The 23,177-nt window shown below is 41.4% G+C and carries 20 protein-coding genes and 1 other annotated feature; of the genes, 18 read left to right on the top strand and 2 right to left on the bottom strand.

Annotated elements, in window-relative coordinates:
• Positions 1-231: 231 nt before the first annotated feature.
• From nrdG to LI126_RS04680, 4 genes are all read left to right on the top strand, one after another.
• Positions 232-771, top strand: coding sequence for an anaerobic ribonucleoside-triphosphate reductase activating protein (gene nrdG, locus LI126_RS04695; protein ID WP_227164984.1), 540 nt, complete (start codon positions 232-234; stop codon positions 769-771).
• A 55-nt stretch (positions 772-826) separates the two neighbouring features.
• Positions 827-1,059 (top strand) — a binding site (T-box leader).
• Positions 1,060-1,114: 55 nt separating this feature from the next.
• A complete protein-coding gene (gene leuS / locus LI126_RS04690) occupies positions 1,115-3,547 on the top strand; it encodes a leucine--tRNA ligase (RefSeq protein WP_255651151.1) in 2,433 nt (810 codons plus the stop codon).
• A gap of 293 nt (positions 3,548-3,840) precedes the next feature.
• Positions 3,841-3,945 (top strand): type II toxin-antitoxin system HicA family toxin, encoded by a 105-nt coding sequence (locus LI126_RS15865; protein WP_334300928.1) that lies wholly within the window; start codon positions 3,841-3,843, stop codon positions 3,943-3,945.
• Between the two features lie 28 nt (positions 3,946-3,973).
• Positions 3,974-4,384 carry a type II toxin-antitoxin system HicB family antitoxin gene (locus tag LI126_RS04680; protein ID WP_227164933.1) on the top strand — a complete coding sequence of 137 codons (411 nt, stop codon included), beginning with the start codon at positions 3,974-3,976 and terminating at the stop codon, positions 4,382-4,384.
• A 37-nt stretch (positions 4,385-4,421) separates the two neighbouring features.
• Here LI126_RS04680 and LI126_RS04675 read toward each other — a convergent pair whose 3' ends face one another.
• Complete coding sequence (locus LI126_RS04675) at positions 4,422-4,994, bottom strand: TetR/AcrR family transcriptional regulator C-terminal domain-containing protein (RefSeq protein WP_227164932.1); 573 nt, start codon at positions 4,992-4,994, stop codon at positions 4,422-4,424.
• 304 nt (positions 4,995-5,298) lie between these two features.
• On the opposite strand from LI126_RS04675, the gene LI126_RS04670 reads away from it, so the two are divergent.
• Entirely contained in the window at positions 5,299-6,663 is a 1,365-nt protein-coding gene (locus tag LI126_RS04670) for a radical SAM protein (protein WP_227164931.1), read from the top strand.
• Between the two features lie 181 nt (positions 6,664-6,844).
• Here LI126_RS04670 and LI126_RS04665 read toward each other — a convergent pair whose 3' ends face one another.
• Entirely contained in the window at positions 6,845-8,074 is a 1,230-nt protein-coding gene (locus LI126_RS04665; protein WP_015529678.1) for an argininosuccinate synthase, read from the bottom strand.
• A 552-nt stretch (positions 8,075-8,626) separates the two neighbouring features.
• Here LI126_RS04665 and argC point away from each other — a divergent pair.
• The 13 genes from argC to lepA all read left to right on the top strand — a co-directional run bounded on the left by argC (position 8,627) and on the right by lepA (position 23,119).
• Entirely contained in the window at positions 8,627-9,667 is a 1,041-nt protein-coding gene (gene argC / locus LI126_RS04660; protein ID WP_015529679.1) for an N-acetyl-gamma-glutamyl-phosphate reductase, read from the top strand.
• 24 nt (positions 9,668-9,691) lie between these two features.
• On the top strand, positions 9,692-10,138 hold the full coding sequence (locus LI126_RS04655; RefSeq protein WP_227164930.1) for a GNAT family N-acetyltransferase: 447 nt from the start codon (positions 9,692-9,694) through the stop codon (positions 10,136-10,138).
• 16 nt (positions 10,139-10,154) lie between these two features.
• Positions 10,155-11,378, top strand: coding sequence for a bifunctional glutamate N-acetyltransferase/amino-acid acetyltransferase ArgJ (argJ, locus tag LI126_RS04650; protein WP_015529681.1), 1,224 nt, complete (start codon positions 10,155-10,157; stop codon positions 11,376-11,378).
• Positions 11,379-11,440: 62 nt separating this feature from the next.
• Positions 11,441-12,343, top strand: a complete 903-nt coding sequence (gene argB / locus LI126_RS04645) for an acetylglutamate kinase (RefSeq protein WP_055163095.1) — start codon at positions 11,441-11,443, stop codon at positions 12,341-12,343.
• Entirely contained in the window at positions 12,330-13,511 is a 1,182-nt protein-coding gene (locus LI126_RS04640) for an aspartate aminotransferase family protein (RefSeq protein WP_055156725.1), read from the top strand. The genes argB and LI126_RS04640 overlap by 14 nt, the downstream gene beginning before the upstream one ends.
• Before the next feature lie 63 nt (positions 13,512-13,574).
• Positions 13,575-14,006, top strand: a complete 432-nt coding sequence (locus LI126_RS04635; RefSeq protein ID WP_177999277.1) for a DMT family transporter — start codon at positions 13,575-13,577, stop codon at positions 14,004-14,006.
• Positions 14,007-14,142: 136 nt separating this feature from the next.
• Positions 14,143-14,844 carry a helix-hairpin-helix domain-containing protein gene (locus LI126_RS04630; protein WP_226900676.1) on the top strand — a complete coding sequence of 234 codons (702 nt, stop codon included), beginning with the start codon at positions 14,143-14,145 and terminating at the stop codon, positions 14,842-14,844.
• A 36-nt stretch (positions 14,845-14,880) separates the two neighbouring features.
• The gene (locus LI126_RS04625; RefSeq protein WP_015529686.1) at positions 14,881-15,570 is read left to right on the top strand and encodes a response regulator transcription factor; all 690 of its coding nucleotides are present in this window, start codon (positions 14,881-14,883) and stop codon (positions 15,568-15,570) included.
• A gap of 58 nt (positions 15,571-15,628) precedes the next feature.
• The gene (locus LI126_RS04620) at positions 15,629-17,002 is read left to right on the top strand and encodes a sensor histidine kinase (RefSeq protein ID WP_055148198.1); all 1,374 of its coding nucleotides are present in this window, start codon (positions 15,629-15,631) and stop codon (positions 17,000-17,002) included.
• Positions 17,003-17,012: 10 nt separating this feature from the next.
• Positions 17,013-17,945: a GerMN domain-containing protein gene (locus LI126_RS04615; protein WP_227164929.1), complete on the top strand. Its 933-nt coding sequence runs from the start codon at positions 17,013-17,015 to the stop codon at positions 17,943-17,945.
• Positions 17,942-20,239: a DNA internalization-related competence protein ComEC/Rec2 gene (locus tag LI126_RS04610; RefSeq protein WP_227164928.1), complete on the top strand. Its 2,298-nt coding sequence runs from the start codon at positions 17,942-17,944 to the stop codon at positions 20,237-20,239. The genes LI126_RS04615 and LI126_RS04610 overlap by 4 nt, the downstream gene beginning before the upstream one ends.
• A 65-nt stretch (positions 20,240-20,304) precedes the next feature.
• A complete protein-coding gene (gene holA, locus LI126_RS04605) occupies positions 20,305-21,288 on the top strand; it encodes a DNA polymerase III subunit delta (protein WP_015529690.1) in 984 nt (327 codons plus the stop codon).
• Positions 21,289-21,304: 16 nt separating this feature from the next.
• A complete protein-coding gene (lepA, locus tag LI126_RS04600) occupies positions 21,305-23,119 on the top strand; it encodes a translation elongation factor 4 (RefSeq protein WP_155203304.1) in 1,815 nt (604 codons plus the stop codon).
• Positions 23,120-23,177: the final 58 nt, after the last annotated feature.

Here is a 23,177-nt window from a genome sequence, read left to right as displayed (position 1 = left end):
GAAACCGTTTATATGAATTTAGATGTTTTAGAAAATATGCTTTGAAATAGGATAACATATTTATGTACAATATTCAATGCTTTTCGATAATGAACTGTTACTTCTAAGCAGCATCACTTAAGATAGCAAAAGATGAAAAGATATGGTATGATAGGGATAAATGGAAAGAAAATTCCAATCAATGCTATGATACGAAATGTATTTTGGAATAAGTGGAAAAGAGGATTCAAAGTGAACTACGGAGAGATTAAAAAATGTGATATTGCAAATGGAGAGGGTGTTCGTGTTGCCCTTTTCGTGTCAGGCTGCAGGCATCATTGTAAGGGATGTTTTAACAGTATGACATGGGATTTTAATTATGGAAAGAAATTTACGGAAGAAACAGAAGAAGAGATTCTGGAAGCGTTGAAGCCGAATTATATTGATGGACTGTCATTGCTTGGTGGCGAACCATTCGAACCGGAGAATCAGGAAGTGCTTGTGAAGCTTTTAAGAAAAGTGAAGGAACGTTATCCGAAGAAGAACATCTGGTGTTACAGTGGTTATTTGTTCGATGAGGAATTGAAGAAAGAAAGCAGGGCGAGATGCGAGTATACGGATGAGATGCTTTCTATGCTGGACGTACTTGTGGATGGAAGATTCGAGGAAGATAAGAAAAATATTACACTGCTGTTCAGAGGATCAGAAAATCAGCGCTTGATCGATGTGAAGAAATCACTGGAACAAGACAAGGTTGTAGAATGGAAACCGGCAATAAAAAGAGGACTTTAAACGGAAAAAAGCCTTGACTTATATTCGCATAGTTTTTATAATAAATAGGTATATTGTAAAAACGCAGATGAGGAGTAGTAGAAGGAAAAGATGCTTTTCAGAGAGCTGTCGGCAGGTGTGAGACAGCAGCACAGACTTTGAACTGACCTCGGAGTTCTTTCGGTGAAAAGATGTTATATTGATTAGCCGGAGGCGGGAGTTCCCGTTATAGAATGAATGAGTGCATTTGAACTTTGTGTCAGATGAATAAGAGTGGTACCACGGAATTAAAGCCTTTTCGTCTCTTGGATATATGAGAAGAAGAGGCTTTTCTTTATATTGATGAAAGAGAGGAATTAAGTACATGGGTACAAAGATTGTTTACAATCACAAAGCCATTGAGAAAAAATGGCGTGAGAAATGGGAAGAGACACCGGTCAATCCAAGAAATGGAAAAGACGGAAACAAGAAACCGAAATATTACTGCCTGGATATGTTCCCGTATCCATCAGGAAATGGTCTTCATGTAGGACATTGGAGAGGATATGTAATCTCTGATGTATGGAGCCGTTATAAATTACAGCAGGGATACTACATCGTTCATCCAATGGGATGGGATGCATTCGGTCTTCCGGCTGAGAACTATGCGATCAAGATGGGCGTTCACCCGGCGAAATCCACAGAGGCGAACATCACGAATATTAAGAGACAGATCAATGATATCGCAGCACTGTATGACTGGGATATGGAAGTAAATACAACAGATCCTGAGTTCTACAAGTGGACACAGTGGATCTTCGTTAAGATGTTCAAGGAAGGTCTTGCTTACGAGAAAGAGTTCCCGATCAACTGGTGTCCGTCCTGTAAGACAGGTCTTGCGAACGAAGAGGTTGTGAATGGTAAATGTGAGCGTTGTGGTGCAGAGGTTACAAAGAAGAACCTTCGTCAGTGGATGCTTCGCATTACAAAATATGCAGACCGTCTGTTGAATGACCTTGATAAACTTGACTGGCCGGAGAAGGTTAAGAAGATGCAGGCTGACTGGATCGGAAAATCTTACGGTGCAGAAGTTGACTTCCCGGTAGAAGGAAGAGATGAGAAGATCACTGTTTATACAACAAGACCGGATACACTCCACGGAGCTACATTTATGGTACTTGCTCCTGAGCACGAACTGGCAGCATCTCTCGCAACAGATGAGACAAGAGATGCAGTAGAGAAATACATTTATGATGCATCTATGAAGTCCAATGTTGACCGTATGCAGGACAAAGAGAAGACAGGAGTTTTCACAGGAAGCTATGCGATCAACCCACTGAATGGAGCAAAGACACCGATCTGGCTGTCTGATTATGTACTGGCTGACTACGGTACAGGAGCAATCATGTGTGTACCTGCACATGATGACCGTGACTTCGAGTTCGCAACAAAATTCAATATTCCGATCATTCAGGTTATCGCAAAAGACGGAGAAGAGATCGAGAATATGACAGAGGCATATACAGATGCAGTCGGAACAATGATCAACTCCGGTGAGTGGAACGGTATGGAGTCTTCTGTGCTTAAGAAAGAAGCTCCACATATGATCGAAGAGATGGGAATCGGACGCGCAACAGTAAACTACAAGCTGCGTGACTGGGTATTCTCCCGTCAGCGTTACTGGGGAGAGCCAATCCCGATCATTCACTGTCCGAAGTGTGGAAATGTTCCGGTACCGGAAGAAGAACTTCCACTTCGTCTGCCAGAGGTAGATTCCTACGAGCCAACAGGAACAGGTGAGTCACCACTTGCTGCAATCGATGAGTGGGTAAACTGCAAGTGTCCGGTTTGTGGAAGTGATTCCAAGAGAGAGACTAACACAATGCCACAGTGGGCAGGATCCTCCTGGTATTTCCTGCGTTATGTAGATAACCACAATTCAGAAGCACTTGTTTCCAGAGAAAAAGCAGACGAGATGCTTCCGGTAGATATGTACATCGGTGGTGTAGAACATGCTGTACTTCACCTTCTGTACTCCAGATTCTATACAAAATTCCTGTGCGATATCGGGGCAATCGACTTTGATGAGCCATTTCACAAACTGTTCAATCAGGGTATGATCACAGGTAAAAACGGAATTAAGATGAGTAAGTCCAAAGGAAATGTTGTATCACCGGATGACCTCGTACGTGATTACGGATGTGACTCCCTGAGAATGTATGAACTCTTCGTAGGACCACCGGAGCTGGATGCAGAGTGGGATGACCGTGGAATTGACGGCGTAAACCGTTTCCTGAAACGTCTTTGGAATATCCTTATGGAAAGCAAGGGGAAGGATGTTCAGCCTACAAAAGAGATGATCAAACTTCGTCACAGAATGGTTTATGACATCACAACAAGACTTGAAAGCTTCAGCCTGAATACAGTTATCTCCGGATTCATGGAGTACAATAACAAGTTCATGGAAATTGCAAAGAAAGAGGGCGGAATCGACAAAGAGACACTCGAGACAATCGCAGTACTTCTTTCTCCATTCGCACCGCACTTTGCAGAAGAGATGTGGGAGCAGCTCGGACATGAAGAGACAATCTTCAATGCAGGATGGCCAAAATATGATGAGAACGAGATGAAAGATGATGAGATCAAGATTCCGGTTCAGATCAACGGTAAGACAAAAGCTGTAATCGAGATCCCGGCAGATATCTCCAAAGATGATGCAATCGCAGCAGGTAAAGAGGCGATCGCTGATAAGCTGACAGGAAATGTGATCAAGGAGATCTATGTTCCGAAGAAGATTATCAATATTGTTATGAAATAATTCAAATAAATGAGAAATGGCGCAGATGGTAGAGATATTGTCTGCGTTATTTTTGATGTTTAACTTTATGATTTCGTAGTTTCTAAGAGGAGAGAAATATAGTAAGGTTAAAGATTTCCAGCGTCCTTGCAATGATACGTAAAAATACGTTGACACACGTATTTTTACGTAGTAACATATAAATATGATAAGGAAAGGAGACACAAAAGATGCCAATGAGCTCGAAGGAGATGCTAAAACTCCTGAAAGAAAATGGATTTGAAGTAATCAGTCAGAATGGTTAGCATGTAAAAATGAAGAATCTGAAAACTGATAAGACGGTAATTGTTCCTTATCACTCCAAGGACTTAAAAAAAGGATTGGAGCAGGCAATACTTAAACAGGCAGGGCTTAGATAGTCCTGTCGCTTGAAAGAGAGGTTATTTGATGAAGAATAGATTATTTTATCCAGCTGTTTTTCATAAAGCAGAAGAAGGCGGTTTCTGGGTTAGCTTTCCAGATTTTCCTGAATGCATGACACAGGGCGATAGCATGGATGAAGCATATGAAATGGCGATAGATGCATTAGGTTTGTCATTGTCCAGTATAGAAGATGAAGGTGCTGATATCCCAAAAGCATCAGAATTTGAAACGGTGGATCCTGAAGATGGGATTTTGGTAATTATAGAATTTGATATGGCAGAGTATCGGAGAAAGCACAGATCAAAGGCTGTAAAAAAGACTCTCAGTATTCCGGAATGGTTAAATGAAGCGGCTATTCGAGAGAATCTTAACTTTTCTCAGATTCTTCAAGAAGCTCTTATGGTGAAATTAGGGGTAAATGGAAGATTGCGGTAACATGTCTAAAAATTATTCCTAAGTCCTCTATGTATCATCAGATTCTTGGATGTTCCACAAGATCAAATGCAGAGTTATGAATCAGATAATCATAAGCAGCTGCAATCTCTTCCGGGGTATATGTGATATCATGCATGATCGCATATTTTACAGAATCTGCGAGCCCAAAGGTATAAAATCGCGCAATTGTCTCGCGACTGAGTATCTGGAGTTTCGCAGGTGATGTCAATGGATATTTGTTTAATAATGTAAGCAATGTATCATAAATAAATTGGAACATCAGATGATCGAAGGAGTTAGGACCTTCGATCAAATAAAGTCTCTTATAAAATTCTTTGTCTTTAGAAAGACAGGTGAAAAGAAGACGGAGAAGATCGTCTTCCATGTCATTTTCAATCAGTACCTGGATCTTATCTTTGATTTCTTTTTCGAGGATATATTCGATGATTTCGTATTTGTCCTGAAAATGTTTATAAAAAGTTGGACGGATCACATCAGCTCCGTCGGTGATCATCTTAACTGTAATCTTTTCAAAAGGCATCTTCATAATAAGTTCTTTGAAAGAGAGTGCCAGCAAATCTTTTGTCAGTTCTTTTTTCACTTCTGTCATTTGTTCAAATCCTTTCTACAATGGAAATATTATACCATAAAAAAGAGAATGTGATTAAAAAAGTTTCTAAGATTGACAGTTCTTTAACATGACTTTTCAAGAACATAGTGTTGAAATTTCTTGATATTTCGGATACATTTCACGTGATTTGTAGCCAAAAAAGAACAACAAAAAGAAAATGTTCAAACTACAGCACATTTGGAAAAAACTGAATCTTACATGAAAAAAAGGAAAATGCTAAAGTATGGAATAATAGCTTATACTTAAGAAAGGTTCCTTGAAAAGTAAGGAAAAGGTGAAAAAAATGGCAGGATTAAAATTTCAGGCAGAAAGAGCAGCATTTGGTTTGGCAGCAGATAAAGTACTTAAATATATGAACAAGACAGATGATAGAACGAAAGCACTTCTTAAGCTTGTAGATCTTACAGAAAATTTTGCAAAAGATCGTTTCCAGCCAGAGTCTTATGAAGCTGCAAGAAAGATGATTCAGGATCCGGACAACAAATGGGTTCAGTATCTGAACAGACTTTTTGATGAAGTAGATCCGCATGTCCTTAAGACAACAGCATTAAATCTTGGATTTGACGCAATGCTTTATGGAACAAAGTTAATGCACGAGTCACGTGAAAAATATCAGTGTAACATTCCATGGCTGATCCTGATGGACCCAACCAGCGCATGTAATCTGAAATGTACCGGATGTTGGGCAGCAGAGTACGGACATCTTTTGAATCTTTCTTTTGAAGATATGGATCGTGTGATCACACAGGGAAAAGAACTTGGAATTTATCTTTATATGCTGACAGGCGGAGAGCCACTCGTGAGAAAGAAAGATGTCATCCGTTTGTGCGAGAAACACAACGACTGCGTATTCCACGCATTTACAAACGGAACACTTGTAGATGAAGAGTTCTGCCAGGAGATGCAGCGTGTTGGTAATCTGTCATTGTCCATAAGTCTGGAAGGATATGAGGAAGTCAACGACGGCCGCCGTGGAAAAGGCGTTTATCAGAAAGTTATGCATGCAATGGATCTTTTGAAAACATACGGCTTGATCTTTGGAACATCAATCTGCTATACACGCGCTAACATTGACACAGTAACATCCGACAAATTCCTTGATATGATTATTGAAAAAGGATGTCGTTATGCATGGTATTTCCATTATATGCCGGTTGGAAATGATGCAGCACTGGATCTGCTTCCAACAAAAGAGCAGAGAGAATACATGTATCACCGCATCCGTGAGATCCGTGGATTGACAGGTGGAAAACAGCTCTTTGCATTCGATTTCCAGAATGATGGAGAGTTTGTAGGAGGATGTATTGCCGGCGGAAGAAATTACTTCCATATTAATGCAAATGGAGATGCAGAGCCATGCGTATTTATCCATTATTCAAGTGCAAACATTAAAGAAGTGAGCGTGCTTGATGCACTGCGCCAGCCACTGTTTATGGCTTACCATAACAATCAGCCATTTAACAACAATCATTTGCGTCCGTGCCCAATGCTCGAAAATCCAGAAAAACTGCAGCAGATGGTACACGAAACCGGCGCAAAATCAACAGACCTTCAGTCCCCGGAAACTGTAGAACACCTTTGCGGAAAATGCGAACATTACGCCAAAGAGTGGAAAACAAAAGCAGACGAACTTTGGGGTGAGAGATAATTAAAGTAAGAGCCAGAACAGGCACCACACACGGTAACTGTTCTGGCTCTTATGTTACATACTTTCAAAGGGATGAGGTAGAGCGGGCCGGTGCCCATGGTAATAGTAGGGCTGTCCTTGTGTATCATTCTAATGAAAGTATTCGATTTAATTGTATGAATCCAAGTTCAACAAATTCCTCTTACTTCTTCTGTGATTCTACTTCCTGCATTTTCATAGCACGAACTTTCAGAGGAAGTCCGAACAGGTTGATGAATCCGTCAGCGTCATGGTGATCATACAGATCTCCTGTTGTGAAGCTTGCAAGGGATTCGCTGTACAGTGAGTATGGAGATGTCTCTCCGGCACGGATGATATTTCCTTTATAGAGACGGAACTTAACTTCTCCTGTTACATACTGCTGTGTAACATCAACAAATGCCTGGATTGCTTCACGAAGTGGTGTATACCATTTTCCTTCGTATACGATCTGAGCAAATTTATTTCCAAGATCTTTCTTAACTTCATATGTAGCACGGTCGAGAACGAGCTCTTCAAGCTGGTCATGTGCTTCCATAAGGATTGTTCCACCAGGAGTCTCGTAAACACCACGGGATTTCATTCCAACAACACGGTTCTCAACGATATCAACGATTCCGATTCCATGTTTTCCTCCGAGACGGTTCAGTTCTGTGATGATTTCAGAAACTTTCATCTCTTTTCCGTTTACGCTCTTTGGAACACCTGCTTCAAATGTCATTGTAACGTATTCATCTTTGTCTGGTGCTTTCTCTGGTGTTGTGCTCAGTACGAGAAGATCATCGTAGTTTGGCTCATTTGCCGGATTCTCAAGTTCAAGTCCTTCATGGCTGATGTGCCACAGGTTACGGTCACGGCTGTAGCTGTGCTTTGCGTCAAATGGAAGATCAATTCCATGAGCTTTACAGTAATCGATCTCGTCTTCACGGGACTGCATTGTCCATACATCTGTCATACGCCATGGAGCGATGATCTTGATGTCCGGAGCAAGAGCTTTGATACCAAGCTCGAAACGGATCTGGTCATTTCCTTTTCCTGTTGCACCATGGCAGATAGCAACAGCGCCTTCTTTACGTGCAATCTCAACCAGTTTCTTAGCGATTGCCGGACGAGCCATGGAAGTTCCGAGAAGGTATTTGTTCTCATAAACAGCTCCGGCCTTTACGCAAGGAACGATGAAGTCATCACAGAATTCATCAATGATATTTTCAATATATAATTTAGAAGCTCCGGAAAGTTTTGCTCTTTCATCCAGTCCGTCCAGTTCTTCTCCCTGTCCACAATCGATGCAACAGCAGATAACGTCATAGTTAAATGTTTCTTTCAGCCACGGGATAATTGCTGTAGTATCAAGACCACCTGAATATGCTAATACAACTTTTTCTTTACTCATTTTATTGCCTCCTGAATGTATTTTATCAATTTCTGTTTCTCAGTTTCTTGAGTTCTAAAGATTTCTGCTTTAACAAGCTAAAACATACTATACACCACATTTTATAATTATGCAAGTATTATTTTAAAAAAATGAATAAAATGCATAAAGACACACATAATAAACAAAAAGAATGCATAAAACAATAGGCTATAAGAAAAAATATACAAGATATGATGAAAAGAATAAAATAAGAAGAAAATCAAAAAAATATTTAGGACAATATCATCGCCTTTTTTATATATCTTTATATAGTAGGAAAATACTATATACAAACTTTTTTGAAAAAACGCTTGCATATTATACATGGAAGATGTATTATTATGCAAGTAAAGCAGGGGAAGTGTATTTTTATACATTCAATTTCAGGAAATACTTTACATCCCGATTAAAGTGGTATATTATAAGGAGAAGTGATTGCGGTAACACGTTACCACAGTACAGTAAATATGCAATTCCCAGGGAACTTCTATTGGCTCCCATGGAAATGGTAAAAGAAAGGACTTGAGAACGATGATTAAGGTCGGAATTATTGGAGCAACCGGTTATGCAGGCGGCGAGCTCGTAAGAATATTGATGGGACATAAAGATGCAGAGATTGTCTGGTACGGATCCAGAAGTTATGTAGATCAGAAATATGCAGATGTATATAGAAACATGTTTCAGATTGTAGATGCAAAATGCATGGATGATAACATGGATGAGCTTGCCGAGCAGGTAGATGTGATCTTCACAGCAACTCCGCAGGGACTGTGTGCATCTCTGATCAATGAAGAAATCCTTTCAAAGACAAAGATCATTGATCTCAGTGCAGATTTCCGCCTGAAAGATGTGAAGGTTTACGAAGAGTGGTATAAAATCGAACACAAAGCACCGCAGTATATTGATGAAGCTGTCTATGGATTGTGCGAGATCAACCGGGACAAAGTGAAGGATGCACGTATCGTGGCCAATCCGGGATGTTATACAACATGTTCTATCCTGACAGCATATCCGCTTGCAAAGGAAGGACTGATCGATATGAGCACTCTGATCATCGATGCGAAGTCTGGAACTTCAGGAGCAGGAAGAGGAGCAAAGCTTCCGAATCTTTACTGTGAAGTGAATGAAAATATCAAAGCATATGGAGTAGCTACACATCGCCATACACCGGAGATTGAAGAACAGCTCGGATATGCAGCAGGAGAGAAAGTTGTATTAAACTTTACACCGCATTTAGTTCCAATGAATCGTGGAATTCTTGCGACAGAGTATGCAAAGCTTACGAAAAAAGTTACATATGAAGAAGTAAAAGCAATTTATGATAAATATTATGCAGATGAGAAATTTGTTCGTGTTCTGGAGAAAGATCAGTGTCCGGAGACCAAATGGGTAGAAGGAAGCAACTATGTAGACATTGGATTTAAGATCGATGAGAGAACAGGACGGATCATTATGATGGGAGCTATTGATAACCTTGTAAAAGGTGCCGCAGGACAGGCGGTTCAGAATATGAATCTGCTGTTTGGTCTTCCGGAGAGTGAAGGACTTGAACTCGTTCCGATGTTCCCATAGGTTATATTGATAAAGGTGGTATGTATGATACGTGTAATGACAATAGAGGATTATGATGAAGTATATAAATTGTGGAAGAAGATCCGGGGATTGGGAATCCGCAGTATCGATGATTCGAAAGAAGGTGTCGAACGTTTTCTGCGACGGAATCCGACAACGAGTTTTGTCGCAGTGAAAGAAGGAAAAATCGTCGGAAGTATTCTCTGTGGTCATGATGGAAGACAGGGAAGTCTCTATCATGTATGTGTGGATGAGGCATACCGAAGACATGGAATCGGAAAAGACATGGTCGTGCATAGCATGAAAGCTCTTCAGGAAGAGAAAATTAATAAAGTCTGCCTGATCGCATTTGCACAGAATAATGTAGGAAATGCATTTTGGAATACAATCGGATGGACGGAACGACTTGATGTGAATTATTATGATTTTATTTTAAATGAAGAAAATATTACAGCATTTAATGAACAGTAGAAAGGAAGCAGATCATATGAAGATTATCGAAGGCGGAGTTACCGCAGCAAAAGGATTTGAAGCAGCGGCAACAGCAGCAGGAATCAAATACCAGGGACGTACAGATATGGCGATTATTTACAGTGAGAAACCGTGTAAAGTTGCCGGAACATTTACAACGAATGTAGTAAAGGCAGCTCCGGTGAAGTGGGATAGACAGATTGTAGAGAGCAAACAGAAATCACAGGCAGTTATTGTAAACTCCGGAATTGCAAATGCGTGTACCGGAGAGGAAGGTATGAAATACTGTGAAGAGACAGCAAAAGAGGCAGGAAAAGTTCTTGGAATCGATGAGAAAGGTGTTCTTGTAGGTTCTACAGGAGTCATCGGAATGCAGATCCCAATTGATAAGATCAAAGCCGGAATTACAGAACTTGCCAAGGGAAAGAAAGCTGATCTGGCAAGTGGAACAGAAGCTGCAAAAGCAATCATGACAACTGATACGAAGAAAAAAGAAGTTGCGGTTACATTTATGGCAGGAGATACAGAAGTAACGATCGGAGGAATGGCGAAAGGTTCCGGAATGATTCATCCGAATATGTGTACAATGCTTGCATTTATTACAACGGATGCAAAAATTTCCAAAAAAGCACTTCAGGCGGCAATGAGCAGTGATGTTGAGGATACTTATAACATGATCTCTGTTGACGGAGATACTTCAACAAATGATACAGCACTTCTTCTCGCGAATGGAATGGCCGGAAATGAGAAGATTAAAGAAGGCACACCGGAATTCGATGCATTCAAAGAGGCTCTTCATTATGTAAATGAGACACTTGCGAAGGCAATGGCGGGAGACGGAGAAGGTGCAACAGCACTTTTTGAAGTAAAGGTTGTCGGAGCACAGACAAAAGAGCAGGCAAAAGTTCTTGCAAAATCTGTTGTATGCTCGAATCTTACAAAGGCTGCAATCGCAGGACACGATGCAAACTGGGGAAGAATCCTTTGTGCAATGGGATATTCCGGAGCGCAGTTTGATCCGGAGCAGGTAGATCTTTTCTTCGAGAGCTGTGCAGGAAAGCTTCAGATCATTGCTAATGGAACAGCAACAGATTATAGCGAAGAAAAGGCAACAGAGATTCTTTCACAGGAAAAAGTGACAGCCATTGCTGACTTAAAAGCCGGAGATGCAGAAGCTACTGCGTGGGGCTGTGACCTGACACATGGATACATTGATATCAATGCGGATTACAGAAGTTGATTTATAGAGAAATTATTATTTCTTTAAAGACGCTGAAAAGATAAAAAAGGGAGACAGAAAAAATGACAAGCAATATGCAGAAATATCTGGATAAAGCGCAGGTGCTGATCGAGGCACTGCCTTATATCCAGCGCTTTAACCGTAAAATCATCGTAGTAAAATATGGCGGAAGTGCCATGGTGGATGAAAGTCTGAAACGCAGAGTAATCGAGGATGTTACACTTCTGAAACTGTGTGGATTCAAACCGATCATCGTGCATGGCGGTGGTAAGGAAATCAGCAAGTGGGTTGGAAAAGTCGGAAAAGAAGCAGAGTTTATCAACGGACTTCGAGTGACAGATGCAGAGACAATGGAGATTGCTGAGATGGTTCTGGGACGCGTGAATAAGAGTCTTGTACAGCTTGTAGAGAGTCTTGGCGTGCGTGCGATCGGAATCAGTGGAAAGGATGGAAATCTTCTCCAGGTTGAGAAGAAGTTTTCAGACGGACAGGATATCGGATTCGTAGGAGATGTCAAGAAAGTAAATGCAGAGATTTTGTATGACCTTCTGGAAAAAGATTTCCTTCCGATCATTTGCCCGGTTGGTATGGATGACGAATACAATACGTATAATATCAATGCTGATGATGCAGCTTGCGCAATCGCCCGTGCAATGAAAGTTGAGAAGCTTGCATTCCTGACAGATATTGAAGGTGTTTATAAAGATCCAAAAGATCCTTCTACATTGATTTCTGAACTGGAGGTCAAAGAAGCCAAGGAATTGATTGCTGACGGATATATTGGAGGTGGAATGCTTCCAAAACTCCAGAATTGTATTGATGCGATTGAAAGTGGTGTATCCCGTGTTCATATTCTGGATGGAAGAATCCCACATTGTCTGTTGCTTGAAATCTTTACAAACAAAGGAATCGGTACAGCAATTTTAAATCAGAAAGAAAGCAGGTATTATGATGGTGAACAGTAAAATACAGGCGGCAGAAGAGAACCTGATCCATGTATACAATCGATTCCCGATTGCACTGGATCACGGAGAAGGAATGTATCTGTATGATACAGAAGGAAAAGAATATCTTGACTTTGCAGCAGGATTTGCTGTGTCAGGACTTGGATATGATAATAAAGAACTGAATCAGGCATTAAAAGATCAGATTGATAAGTTATACCATACATCAAATCTTTATTTCCACGAGAGCTGTGGAGAGGCAGCAAAAGAATTAAACCGCATTTCCGGAATGGACAGAGTTTTCTTTACAAACAGTGGTGGAGAGGCAAATGAAGGTGCTCTGAAAGCGGCAAGAAGATATGCTTACACAAAGAAGACAGGAAGATATGAATTTATAGCAATGCAGAATTCTTTCCATGGAAGAAGCTTCGGAGCAGTTTCTGTGACAGGACATGATTCTTATCGTGAACCGTTTGAGCCGGTTGTTCCAGGTGTAAGATTTGCAGAGTTTAATGATCTTGACAGTGTGAAAGCACTGGTAAATGATAAGACTTGTGCAATTATTTTGGAACCGCTGCAGGGCGAAGGCGGAATCAATCTTGCAACACAGGAATTTATGGAAGGAATCCGTAAGATCTGTGATGAAAATGGAATCCTGATGATCTGTGATGAAGTGCAGTGCGGAATGGGAAGAACCGGAAATATGTTTGCATGGCAGGGATTTGGTGTAAAACCGGATATTCTGACTATGGCGAAAGCAATCGGAAACGGAATTCCGGTCGGTGCATTTGCAATGACGGAAGAAGTGGCAAAATATTCTCTGCAGCCGGGAGATCACGGCGCAACTTATGGAGGAAATCCACTGGCATGTACAGCTGTTAAGACAGTGATCGAGATTTTTGAACGTGAAGATATTGTAGGACATGTAAATCAGGTTGCTCCATATCTGACAAAAAAACTGGATGAGCTTGTGGATGAGCTGGACTGTGTTGTCAAAAGAAAAGGAAAAGGTCTGATGCAGGGAATCGAGATTACAAAACCTCTTGCAGAAGTAAATAAAAAGACAATTGAAGAAGGACTTCTGATTATTCAGGCTCAAGGAAATGTGATCCGTTTTGTTCCACCGCTGATCGTAGAAGAAAAGCATATTGATGAGATGATCGAAAAACTGAAACGTGCACTTGCATAAGAAATCTTATACATAAAAAAGCCGGCATTTGCTTATACTATTTCTATAGGGAGGTATGAGCTTATGGCCGGTTTTTTGATTGCACTGCTATCAGGTGCGCTGATGAGTGTACAGGGAGTGTTCAACGCGCAGGTGACAAAGACGACAGGAATCTGGGTAAGCAATGGGTGGGTGCAACTTTCAGCATTTTTTTTGTGTCTGTTTGTCTGGCTGGCAACTGGAAGAGACTCTGTTGCAGCACTTATGGAAGTCCAGCCGCGCTATATGTTGCTGGGAGGTGTGATCGGAGCAGGGATCACATGGACTGTCATTAAAAGTGTGGATGCCCTGGGACCTGCAAGATCAGCACTTTTCATTGTTGTTTCCCAGCTGGCGGTTGCTTATCTGATCTCACTATCCGGAATGTTCGGAATGGAAAAAGAACCATTTTCATGGAGAAAATTGATTGGATTGTTGATCGCAGCCGGTGGAATTGTTCTTTTCCAATGGAAATAGAAAGTTTTGCGGGTATTGTAACAAGTCTGTAACAAAGCGTTAAATTGTCTATTGTATTTTTGAGAAAAATTCGTTACAATATTTATGTCCGGTTTTAAGGGGAAGTCTGACTGTCTGAGAACAGTGAGGCAATAGGATGAAGAACGGATGGAAGAAAATATGCAGATGCCGTAAAGGGCAGATGCTAAAAGGAATTGTATTGACTTTAACTTTGGCTTTTTTGACCATGGGATTGTGTGGCTGTGCAGAGAAGCATGACGCAGCGGAAGAACTTGAAGAGTTCACACTGGAGGGAGAATCTGATGTAGGAAAGAATTCCTCAAATTCCAAAACAGAGTCAGAAAAAGGATCTCAGGGTGGCACAGATGCAGAAGAAGGAATGCCGGAGACGTTATATGTTCATGTATGTGGAGCTGTGAATGCTCCGGGGGTGTACGAACTGAGGACAGATGCACGGATTTACGAAGCATTGGAAGCGGCCGGTGGAATGACAGAAGATGCTGCCGCAGATTGGATCAATCAGGCAGAAGCTTTGAGTGATGGAGAGCGGATCTATGTGCCAACGCAGGAAGAAGCAGAGGAGTCAGCACAATCTGTTTCCGGTCAGTGGGCAGATCCGAATGGAAATGCAGGTGGATCAGTCAGTGATAAAATTAATATAAATACAGCCGCAAAAGAAGAATTGATGACCTTGAGTGGAATCGGAGCATCAAAGGCAGAGAGTATTCTGAAATACAGACAGGAGCATGGAAACTTTCAGAGTATAGAGGATCTCAAGAAGATCGAGGGAATCAAGGATGGCGTGTTTAATAAGATAAAAGACGATATTACGGTATAGGAGCGGGCAGGCAGAAGAACGGCCAGAAAGAGGAGTATGAGCAAGAAGATATTAGTTGTTGATGATGAAAAATTAATCGTAAAGGGGATTCGGTTCAGTCTGGAACAGGAAGGAATGGAAGTGGATTGCGCTTATGATGGAGAAGAAGCATTAGAATATGCGAGAAGATGTGAGTATGATCTTGTACTTCTTGATGTCATGCTTCCGAAACTGGATGGTTTCCAGGTATGTCAGCAGATTCGTGAATTTTCAGATATGCCGATTGTTATGTTGACTGCCAAGAGTGAGGATATGGATAAGATCCTTGGTCTGGAATATGGTGCGGATGATTATATCACAAAGCCGTTCAATATTCTTGAAGTGAAGGCAAGAATCAAGGCAATCATGCGCAGAACAGCGAAACGCAAGGAAGAGCCGGCTGGCAGTCCGGTGCTTGTGAAAGGAAATATGAAGATTGATTGCGAAGGACGCCGTGTTTTCATCGGGGAACGTGAGATCAATCTTACAGCGAAGGAATTTGATGTGCTTGAGCTTCTGGCAATGAATCCGAATAAGGTTTACAGCAGAGAGAATCTGCTGAATCTGATCTGGGGATATGATTATCCGGGTGATGCAAGAACTGTAGATGTACATATCCGTCGTTTACGAGAGAAGATAGAACAGAATCCAAGTGAACCAAAATACGTACATACGAAGTGGGGAGTGGGTTATTATTTCCAGGGGTAAGAATACATTTTCATTTAAGAAAAAGATCTTTAACAATCTTAGATTCCGAATTTTTATTATGGTGCTTCTTGCCGGGCTTGTGCCCAGCGTAGTAGCACTATTTGGAATCGTAAAAGTCTATGAGTCACGTGCTGTGTCACTTCGAACAGCAGAAATTCAGAATCAATGTACAATTTTAACGAATCAGATCAGTGCGAGCCATTATTTTGAGGACACCTCACAAGAGGTGGTCAATGACAGCCTGAATCAGCTGACTAACATTTATAACGGAAGAGTTATGGTAATTGACGATCAGCTGAGGGTAGTCAAGGATACTTACAGTCTGGATGAGGGAAAGCTGGATGTATCTGAAAGTGTAGTGCGCTGTATGAAGGGGACGAGCACGAATAATTATGATAAGAAGAATCATTATATCGAGGTGACTGCACCGATTGCAATACCCGGAGATGATCAGATTCGCGGTGTAATGCTGGCAAGTGTTTCAACTGATAGTATTGAGGATTCTCTGGATGTATTATATACACAGGGGAGCGTGATTATTGGTCTTGTGATGATTTTTCTGACGATTGTTGCAGTGTTTGCAGCAGATCGTGTAGTACGTCCGCTGCATCAGATTGCAGCTACGATCGAGAATGTAAGTGCAGGGTATAGCGACGATGTTTTGCATGTGGATACATTTACAGAAACGAAAAGTATCAGTGAAGCAATTAATAAGATGATGGGAAGGCTGAAGCTTTTGGATGATTCCAGGGAAGAATTTGTATCCAATGTATCTCACGAACTGAAGACTCCGATGACATCGATGAAAGTACTGGCCGATTCACTTCTGGAGCAGGAGAACCTTCCGGTTGAGATGTATCAGGAATTCATGGGTGATATTGCAAAAGAGATTGACCGTGAGAATAAGATCATTACAGATCTTTTATCACTTGTGAAGATGGACAAGAAGGGGCAGACGCTGAATATTGAATCCATTAATATCAATGAACTTCTGGAACAGATTTTGAAGAGATTAAAACCAATTGCAGAGAAAAAGAATGTGGAGATCGTAATGGAGAGCTTTCGTCCGGTTACGGCGGAGATTGATGAGACAAAGCTGTCACTTGCGATTTCCAATCTGGTAGAAAATGCAGTAAAGTATAATCATGATAATGGATGGGTTCATGTATCATTGAATGCAGACCACAAATTTTTCTATGTAAAAGTAGAAGATTCAGGAATTGGAATTCCGAAAGAGGATCAGGCGCATGTTTTTGAACGTTTCTTCCGTGTGGATAAATCTCATTCCAGAGAAATCGGAGGAACAGGACTTGGACTTGCAATTGCGCGAAATGCTGTGATTGCACATAGAGGTGCGATCAAAGTATTCAGTGAAGAAGGCGAAGGAACAACATTTACTGTGAGAATTCCATTGATCTATACAGCTTCTTAGGAGAAAAGTTATGAAAAAAAGAAAAGGGATCGCAGTGTTGCTTATTCTGATTCTTTCTCTCGCAGTAACTGCGTGTGGGGATCGTTATGGAGTAAAGGAAGGCGAATCTTACATTTACTGTATGAATACAGATAAGACAGGACTTGTAAAGGTTGCAGCTAAGATCAGCGGCAATTCTGCGATAAAAAAGGCGGAATCTGTAATCGATGAGATGAAGAAACCAACGAATGAAATTGAATATACACAGGCAATTCCGGAACAGGTGAAATTGCTCGACTGTGCTTTAAAGGGCAGTATCCTTGAGATTAATTTCAGCGAAGAATATTATGAAGTGAAATCCTTAGATGAGAAACTGATGCGGGCAGCAATTGTGCAGTCACTGCTTCAGATTGACGGAATTGATGCGGTATCTGTCCGTGTGGAAGGAGAACCACTCAAAGACGATGAAGGAAATGAGGTCGGTCTGATGAATGAGGACGATATTGTTGACACGACAGGTTCTTCGTTAAGTTCTTATCAGAGTGATACATTGAAGTTATATTTTGCAGATCAGAATGGATCCAAACTGGTCAAACAAGAGGTGGACGTTCATTACAGCAGTAATGTCTTGAAAGAAAAACTGATTGTAGAAAAGCTGATGCAAGGCCCATCTGAGGAGGGGGCATATCCAACGATCAATCCGGCGGCTAATCTGTTGAGTGTAACGACAAAGGATGGAATCTGTTATGTGAATTTTGACAGCACATTTCTGATCAGTGCGTATGATGTACTGCCTGAGATCACGATTTATTCTATTGTGGATTCTCTTGTAGAGGGAACAGGAGTAAGGCAGGTACAGATTACGATCAATGGTGAATCGAATGCAAAATACATGGAGAAGGTGGACTTGTCACAGCCATTGAATGAAGAGCAGGACTGGATAGCAGCAGATAACAAAGAATGAGAAAACGCCCGCTCTGTATGGTATGTCTTATACTGCTTGCCATACAGCTTGTAAGAGTGAGTTTTTTACAGAATACAAAAGATCAGAAACCGTCCCTTGCAGAAACATTGATTTCAGATGAGAAAGATGTGATTTGCGAGGGCACGGTTTATAAAATTGAAAATAAATCACAATCAACTGCAATTTATCTGAAAGATGCGGTTGTTTCTTGTACAGATCAAAAGAGTAAGAATCAGATAATCAAAGAAAAGAAAATCCTTGTAACAATAAAAAATAATAAATCCGGTAAAAAAATCAGAATGAAAATAGGACAGAAGCTGAATGTGTGGGGGACAAAACAGTCGTTTCATCCGCCAAGGAATCCGGGTAATTTTAACCAAAAAAGTTATTATCAAAAACAGGGAATCCATGTTGGGGTTTTAACAAAGGCAGAACAGGTGGAGATAGTTTTGTCTGAAAAAGACAAGAACTGGATTGTATCACGATGGAATAGCATACGGAATCAGCTGGACCGGCTGAAAAATTACTGGAACTGGAAGATTGTAAGCCAGATGGGAAAAACACATGGCGCGATGCTTTCTGCAATCTTGTTGGGAGAAAAGAGCGGACTTGATCCGGAGATGAAAAAATTGTATCAGAAGAACGGATTAGGACATCTGCTTGCAATTTCGGGATTACACATGTCACTGATCGGAATGTCTGTTTACCGGTTATTAAGAAGAATGGGAAATTCATTTCTGTTTTCCGGAATTGCCGGAGGAGGGATTTTGTTTTTTTATTTGGTTATGACAGGTCCACAGGTGTCCAGTCTTCGTGCACTTCTTATGTTTTTTATCCGCATGGGGGCAGAAATTACCGGGAGAGATGTGGATCAACCTACAAGCCTGGCGGTTACAGCAGCTATCTTAAGCATATATCAACCGCTGTATCTGTTAGACGCAGCATTTTTACTTTCGTTTGGTGCAATTCTTGGGATTTTATTATTGTATCCAATTTTTGAACAGAAAACACGTTTGAAAGCATGGGAAGGATTTAAGATTAGTTTAGCTGTTAATGGAATGCTTCTGGGAATCATGCTGTATTATTATTTTGAGATACCACCGTATGCACTCGTTTTGAATGTTATTTTAATTCCGTTGTTTCCATTTGTGATGTTGACAGGTATAGGTGGAATTTTGTTTTCAGAATTATCGGGAACCGTAGGAAAAATTGGATTCAGAAGCTGTGATCGCCTGTTGTCCTTCTATGATAAATTATGTGAGCTGACATCAGCGCTTCCGGGCAGCAGGATCGTGACCGGACAGCCAGAGTTATGGTGGGTGCTTATTTACTATGGTGTGCTGTTGTTTTTGTGCTTCCTGTTTCATGCAATGAAAAATAAGACAGATAACCGAAGAAAACAGGCGGGATTTTCACTTCTTGTTTGTATTGTCATAGCAGGATCGATCTGCGGATGCGGAATACTCAATAATGATTCAAAAAACCTTCAGGTGACGGTTCTGGATGTTGGACAGGGGGACTGTATTTTTATAAGAGACAGGGAAGGAAAGAGAATGCTGGTGGATGGAGGGAGCAGTGATCTGTCTTCTGTCGGTACTTACCGGATAGAGCCGTTTCTATTATCGCAGGGGGTCAGAAAACTGGAGTATGTTTTTGTGACACATGGTGATGCGGATCACATCAATGGAATTCAGGAACTTCTGCAAAATCAGAAACAGGGAGTGGAAATCGATGCGCTTGTTCTGCCGCCGGAAGAATATATGGATGAGAAATTACTCCATCTTGCAGAAATAGCGAAAGAAAATGGGACGAGAGTGTTGACAATTTATGCCGGAGAAAAAGCAGGAACGTATTTAAAATGCATTGCTCCGTTGACAACGAGGAAAAACGAGCGTATTCGTGGCAAGGAAGAGGAGATGCCTCGTCTGGAAGCGGGAAATGAAGCATCTGTTGTACTTGAATTGAAGGATGGGGCGTTTCAAATGCTTCTGACAGGAGATTTGGAAGGAAGAGGAGAGGAACAGCTGGTGGAAAGCGGAGCATTGGAAAGCTGTCCAATCTTAAAAGCAGGACATCATGGGTCGAAGAATTCGGGAAGTGAAGAATTTCTTCAGATTGTGAAACCCAGATTAACATTAATCTCAGCGGGGATAGAAAATCGCTACGGACATCCACATGAGGAGACGCTGGAACGCCTGCGGGAAATCGGAAGTGAAGTATTGTCCACGCAGGAATGTGGTGCAATTACACTAAGGAGCGATGGACGAAAAATAAAGGTTCACAAGTATTTATAAAACAGGAATAGGTGATAAAAAGGCTCTTGTCAAAGTGTTGGTTATTCATTTATAATAGAATAGTTATGAAGACCTTAAATGAAGATTTAAAATCAGGACAATTTAAGCAGGTATATCTTCTCTGTGGAGAAGAAGGATATCTGAAGAAACAGTATAAGAACCGTTTTGTGAAGGCAATGCTTCCGGAAGGTGATACGATGAACTATTCGTATTATGAAGGGAAGAATACGCCAGTGAAAGAAGCAATCGATCTTGCAGAGACCTTACCTTTCTTTGCAGAGCGCAGACTGATCGTATTTGAGAATACGGGATTTTTTAAAACTGCGGCAGGGGCAGATCTGGCGGATTATATTAAGGACATGCCAGAGACAACCTGTTTTATCTTTGTGGAAGAAGAGATTGATAAGAGAAATAAGCTCTATAAAGCAGTGAAATCAAAAGGATATATTGCAGAGCTGTCCACGCAGGATGCAGGAACTTTGAAACGCTGGGTTGCAGGTCTGGTCCGAAAAGAGCAGAAGCAGATTTCGGAGTCTGTGATCGTGTATTTTCTGGATAAAGTTGGAACAGATATGGAAAATATCCAGGGAGAGCTGGAGAAAGTATTCTGTTATGCACTGGAGAGGGATACAATCACGAAGGAAGATATTGATGCTGTCTGTGTGACGCAGATCACGAATCATATTTTTGAGATGGTAGATGCGGTTGCAGCCGGAAATCAGCAGAAAGCACTGGATCTGTATTATGAACTGCTGGCTTTAAAAGAACCGCCGATGCGTATTCTTTTTCTGTTGGTACGTCAGTACAGGATGCTTTTCCATGTCAAGGCACTTGCAAACCAGGGGTATGGAAGAAAAGAGATTGCGTCTAAAGCAGGCTTACATCCATTTGTGGCAGGAAAGAACATGGAACAGGCGAAGCGGTTTAAGATGGGACAGCTGCGCCGTGTGATGGAAGAAGGGGCACAGTTGGAGCAGGATGTAAAGACAGGATTGCTGACAGACAATCTTGCGGTAGAACTTTTTATTGTAAAACAGTCAGAAAGATAGATGGAGGTAAGAAGTATTGTCAACAATTGATCAGAGTCATATTAGAAATTTTTGTATTATAGCACATATCGATCACGGTAAATCTACACTGGCGGATCGTATCATTGAGCAGACAGGACTTTTGACTAGCAGAGAAATGCAGTCACAGGTTCTCGATAACATGGATCTGGAGAGAGAGCGTGGAATCACGATCAAAGCACAGGCAGTCCGTACTGTATATCAGGCAGATGACGGAGAAGAGTATATTTTCAACTTGATCGATACACCTGGACACGTCGATTTCAACTATGAGGTATCCCGAAGTCTGGCGGCCTGTGATGGAGCAATTCTTGTTGTTGATGCAGCACAGGGAGTTGAGGCACAGACGCTTGCGAATGTATATCTTGCACTGGATCATGATCTGGATGTTATGCCGGTTATCAACAAGATTGATCTACCAAGCGCAGAGCCGGAGCGTGTAAAAGAAGAGATAGAAGATGTGATCGGAATCGATGCGGAGAATGCACCACTGATTTCTGCTAAGACAGGACTGAATGTACATGAAGTTCTCGAGCAGATTGTACAGCAGATTCCGTCACCGGTCGGAGATCCGGATGCACCGCTTCAAGCACTGATCTTTGATTCCAAGTACGATTCTTACAAGGGAGTTATTGTATTCTGCCGTATCAAGGAAGGTACGGTCAGAAAAGGTACACCGATGCTTATGATGGCAACAGGTGCGAAAGCAGAAGTTGTAGAAGTTGGAACTTTTGGAGCGGGACAGTTCATTCCATGTGACGCACTTGAAGCAGGAATGGTAGGATATATCACAGCCAGTCTTAAGAATGTAAAGGATACCCGTGTCGGAGATACGATCACGAATGCAGAGAATCCTTGTGCAGAACCACTTCCGGGATATAAGAAAGTAAATCCGATGGTATATTGCGGACTATATCCGGCAGACGGAGCAAAGTATCCGGACTTGAGAGATGCACTTGAGAAACTGCAGCTTAATGATGCTGCGCTTCAGTTTGAGGCAGAGACATCGGTAGCACTTGGATTCGGATTCCGTTGTGGATTCTTGGGACTCCTTCATCTGGAGATCATTCAGGAACGTCTGGAAAGAGAGTACAACCTTGATCTTGTTACAACAGCACCGAGTGTTATTTACAAGATCCATAAGACAAACGGTGATGTGATCGATCTGACAAACCCGACAAACATGCCGGATCCTGCAGAGATTGAATATATGGAAGAGCCTATGGTAAAGGCAGAGATCATGGTGACATCCGAGTACATCGGAGCGATCATGGATCTGTGTCAGGAACGCCGTGGAATCTATCAGGGAATGGAATATATTGAAGAGACAAGAGCCGTGTTGACATATCATCTGCCACTCAACGAGATTATTTATGATTTCTTTGATGCATTGAAATCAAGATCTAGAGGATACGCATCTTTTGATTATGAGATGCTTGGTTATGTACGTTCCGAGCTTGTCAAACTTGACATTCTGATTAACAAAGAAGAAGTGGATGCTCTTTCCTTTATTGTATTCGAAGGAAGCGCTTATGAGCGTGGAAGAAAGATGTGTGAGAAGCTGAAAGAAGAGATTCCAAGACAGCTTTTCGAGATTCCGATCCAGGCAGCAGTCGGAAGTAAGATTATTGCGAGAGAGACAGTTAAGGCAATGCGTAAGGACGTTCTTGCGAAATGTTACGGCGGTGATATTTCACGTAAGAAGAAACTGCTTGAAAAGCAGAAAGAAGGAAAGAAGAGAATGCGTCAGGTTGGAAATGTAGAGATTCCACAGAGTGCATTCATGAGTGTCCTGAAGCTGGATGAAAACTAGATAAAAGAAGGAAGGAAAAGATACTGTTTTTATCAGACAGTATCTTTCTGTATTTAAA

This window comes from Mediterraneibacter sp. 210702-DFI.5.30, from assembly GCF_020560115.1.
GTDB classification, from domain to species: domain Bacteria; phylum Bacillota; class Clostridia; order Lachnospirales; family Lachnospiraceae; genus Mediterraneibacter; species Mediterraneibacter faecis.
Note: the sequence above shows the minus strand (reverse complement) of the source record. Positions and strands in the feature narration are given on the sequence as shown.